Genomic DNA, 3681 nt, shown 5'->3' on the forward strand with positions numbered 1-3681 from the left:
GCCCCGCGGATCGCGTTCGCGCTCACCGCGCCGAGCTCGCCGAACGCGGCAAAGTAGACGACGCCCTGTCCGACGGTCGCCTGGGCGAGCAGCCGCGCGGTCATGCCGATCGCCTCCTCCTCGCTTGTCGCAATCCGCTGAAGCAGCCCGGTGATCTGTGTGGTCAGCATTTTCATGGGAATCCCTCCGGTTTCGTTTGCAGTTCCATTATAGAGGGAAACCCGGACGGATTTAAACGATTCGCCCGGACAGGAAGGGAATTGCCGGTTCATCTCGAATAAAGACTAACACCGACATGGACGGAAAGAGGGATGGCATGAAACGGATATTGATCGTCGACGATCAGAACGGGATCCGCCTGCTTCTGCAAGAAGTGTTCCGCCGGGAAGGGCATGAACCGCTGCTGGCCAAGAACGGATTCGAAGCGCTCGAGAAATTCCGGGAGGAGACGCCGGACTGCGTGCTGCTCGACATGAAGATGCCGGGGATGGACGGCATCGAAGTGCTGCGGGAGATCAAGGCGGCATCCCCCGGGACACCGGTCCTCATGATGACGGCGTACGGGGAACAGGAACAGATCGACGCGGCGAAGGAACTCGGGGCCTCCGGATACTTCACGAAGCCGTTCGACATCCACGAACTGAAGGATGCGGTCGCCGTGCTCCTCGGCTGAACAGGCAGGCAGTGGCGGACACTGCCTGTTTTTGTTATGATGAAGGGGTATATGAAAGAAACAGAAAAGACGATATCGGCGGACCGGGGCCTCCCCCGGCAGACGGCGGAACGGCCGGTCGGCGGCCGGGAAACCCCGTATCGTTCCATATTCTAAGGAGGAATTCCAGATGGCACTTGTCTCCATGACCGAAATGCTGAAAAAGGCAAAAAAGGAAGGCTATGCAGTCGGGCAATTCAACATCAACAACCTCGAATTCACGCAGGCGATCCTGCAGGCGGCCGAAGAAGAGAAATCTCCGGTCATCCTCGGCGTCTCGGAAGGGGCAGGGAAGTATATGGGCGGCTTCAAGGCGGTCGTCCCGATGGTGAAGGGCCTCATGGAATCGTACGGGACGTCCGTGCCGGTCGCCATCCATCTCGACCACGGCTCTTCTTTCGAGAAGTGCAAGGAAGCGGTCGAAGCGGGCTTCACGTCGGTCATGATCGACGCCTCGTCGAAACCGCTTGAAGAGAACGTCCGCATCACTTCCGAAGTGGTCGAATATGCACACAAGCACGGCGTCTCCGTCGAGGCGGAACTCGGCGTCGTCGGCGGCCAGGAAGACGATGTCGTCGCGGACGGCGTGATCTACGCCGATCCGAAAGAGTGCGAAGAGCTCGTGAACAAGACGGACATCGACTGCCTCGCACCGGCGCTCGGCTCCGTCCACGGACCGTACAAAGGCGAGCCGAACCTCGGATTCAAGGAAATGGAAGAGATCTCGAAGCAGTCGGACCTTCCGCTCGTTCTCCACGGCGGAACCGGCATCCCGACAAAAGACATCCAGCGCGCCATCTCGCTCGGCACCGCGAAGATCAATGTCAACACCGAAAACCAGATCGCCTCGACGAAAGTCATCCGCGACATCCTGGACCGGGACAAGGACGTCTACGATCCGCGCAAATACCTCGGCCCGGCACGCGAAGCGATCAAGGAAACGGTCATCGGCAAGATGCGTGAATTCGGCTCTTCGGGGAAAGCTTAAGGAAGCAGGAACGGGAAAGGAGAGGCGCCCGCGAGGCCCCCTCCTTCTTTCCGTTCATCAATCGGCATACGGGAGGAACAGACCAATGAAATTTTTCATCGATACGGCAAACTTCGACGAGATCAAGGAAGCCCACGCATGGGGCATCCTGTCAGGCGTGACGACGAACCCGTCGCTCGTCGCCAAAGAGAACGTCCCGTTCCATGAACGGCTCAAGGAAATCGCGGAACTCGTACCGGGCTCCGTCAGCGCGGAAGTCATCTCGACCGATGCGGAAGGCATGATCAAGGAAGGCCGCGAACTGGCGCAGATCGCCCCGAACATCACGGTCAAGCTTCCGATGACGGAAGAGGGGCTGAAGGCGTGCGCGACGTTCGCCAAGGAAGGCATCAAGACGAACGTCACGCTCATCTTCAGCGCCAACCAGGCCCTTCTCGCGGCGCGTGCAGGCGCGACATATGTATCGCCGTTCCTCGGCCGCCTCGACGACATCGGCCAGAACGGGATGGACCTGATCGCGCAAATCGCCGAGATCTTCGCCATTCACGACATCGAGACGGAGATCATCGCCGCTTCGATCCGCCATCCGCAGCATATCACCGAAGCCGCGTTGAACGGCGCGCACATCGCGACAACGCCGCTCAAGGTGCTGAAGCAGATGTTCCACCACCCGCTGACAGACAAAGGCCTCGAAGCATTCCTGTCCGACTGGGAACGCCGCACGGCCGAATGACCGGAAGATAGAACGAGGGGAAATGAATGGACGTATATAAAATCAACGGCGGCCGGGAACTGAAAGGCACGGTAAAAGTGAGCGGCGCGAAAAACAGCGCGGTCGCACTCATCCCGGCCTCGATCCTGGCAGGATCCGAAGTGACGATTGAAGGACTGCCCGAAATCGCCGACGTGCACACGCTGAAGCTGCTGCTTGAAGAAATCGGCGGCACGGTCTCATTCAACGGCGGGACGATGAAGATCGACCCGACCGGAATGATCGCCATGCCATTGCCGAACGGAAACGTAAAAAAATTGCGCGCATCCTATTATCTCATGGGCGCGATGCTCGGCCGCTTCGGGCGGGCGGTCATCGGCCTGCCGGGCGGGTGCCATCTCGGACCGCGCCCGATCGACCAGCATATCAAGGGCTTTGAAGCGCTCGGGGCGACCGTGACGAACGAGCACGGGTCGATTTACCTGCGTGCGGAAAAACTGCGCGGCGCGAAGATCTACCTGGATGTGGCGAGCGTCGGCGCGACGATCAACATCATGCTCGCCGCGGTGCTCGCGGAAGGCCGCACGACGATCGAAAACGCCGCGAAAGAGCCGGAGATCATCGATGTCGCCACGCTCCTGTCCAACATGGGCGCGAACATCAAGGGAGCCGGGACGAACGTCATCCGGATCGAAGGCGTCAGCTCCCTTTCCGGGACAACCCACACGATCATCCCGGACCGGATCGAAGCGGGGACGTACATGATCATGGCCGCCGCGATGGGTGCCGGCGTGACGGTCGACAATGTCATTCCGTTCCACGTCGAGGCGCTCACGGCGAAGCTCCGGGAGATGGGCGTGGAAGTCGTCGAGGAGGAAGAGCGGATCTTCATTCCGAAGTCTCGGAATCTGACGGCGGTCGATGTAAAGACGCTCGTCTACCCGGGCTTTCCGACCGATCTCCAGCAGCCGTTCACGGTGCTGCTCACCCAGGCGGCCGGTTCGTCTGTCGTCACCGACACGATTTATTCCGCCCGTTTCAAGCATATCGACGAGCTTCGGCGCATGAACGCTTCGGCGCGTGTCGAAGGCCAGACCGCGATCATCTCGGGTCCGGCGGAACTTCAGGGCGCATCCGTCCGGGCATCGGACCTGCGCGCGGGAGCGGCGCTCGTCCTCGCCGGCCTCATCGCCGGGGGAGAGACGGAAGTGCGGGAAATCGGACATATCGAGCGCGGCTATTCGAACATCGTCGAAAAGCTGAGAGGGC

5 protein-coding genes are annotated in these 3681 nt (G+C 60.4%); 4 read left to right on the top strand and 1 reads right to left on the bottom strand.

Features of this window, described 5'->3' with window-relative positions:
• On the bottom strand, window positions 1–272 hold a 272-nt coding region (locus BN1189_RS16675; protein ID WP_306610707.1), incomplete at its 3' end, for a DUF2529 family protein.
• A gap of 44 nt (window positions 273–316) precedes the next feature.
• Between BN1189_RS16675 and BN1189_RS09160 the strand changes: the two genes are divergently transcribed.
• The 4 genes from BN1189_RS09160 to BN1189_RS09175 all read left to right on the top strand — a co-directional run.
• The gene (locus BN1189_RS09160) at window positions 317–673 is read left to right on the top strand and encodes a response regulator (protein WP_040227603.1); all 357 of its coding nucleotides are present in this window, start codon (window positions 317–319) and stop codon (window positions 671–673) included.
• Window positions 674–842: 169 nt separating this feature from the next.
• Complete coding sequence (locus tag BN1189_RS09165; protein WP_040227604.1) at window positions 843–1700, top strand: class II fructose-bisphosphate aldolase; 858 nt, start codon at window positions 843–845, stop codon at window positions 1698–1700.
• Window positions 1701–1785: 85 nt separating this feature from the next.
• The gene (gene fsa / locus BN1189_RS09170; protein WP_040227608.1) at window positions 1786–2433 is read left to right on the top strand and encodes a fructose-6-phosphate aldolase; all 648 of its coding nucleotides are present in this window, start codon (window positions 1786–1788) and stop codon (window positions 2431–2433) included.
• A 26-nt stretch (window positions 2434–2459) separates the two neighbouring features.
• Window positions 2460–3681, top strand: a 1222-nt coding sequence (locus tag BN1189_RS09175) for a UDP-N-acetylglucosamine 1-carboxyvinyltransferase (RefSeq protein WP_040227610.1), incomplete at its 3' end; no start/stop codon positions are given.

Source organism: Bhargavaea cecembensis (assembly GCF_000826125.2).
GTDB classification, from domain to species: Bacteria; Bacillota; Bacilli; order Bacillales_A; family Planococcaceae; genus Bhargavaea; species Bhargavaea cecembensis_B.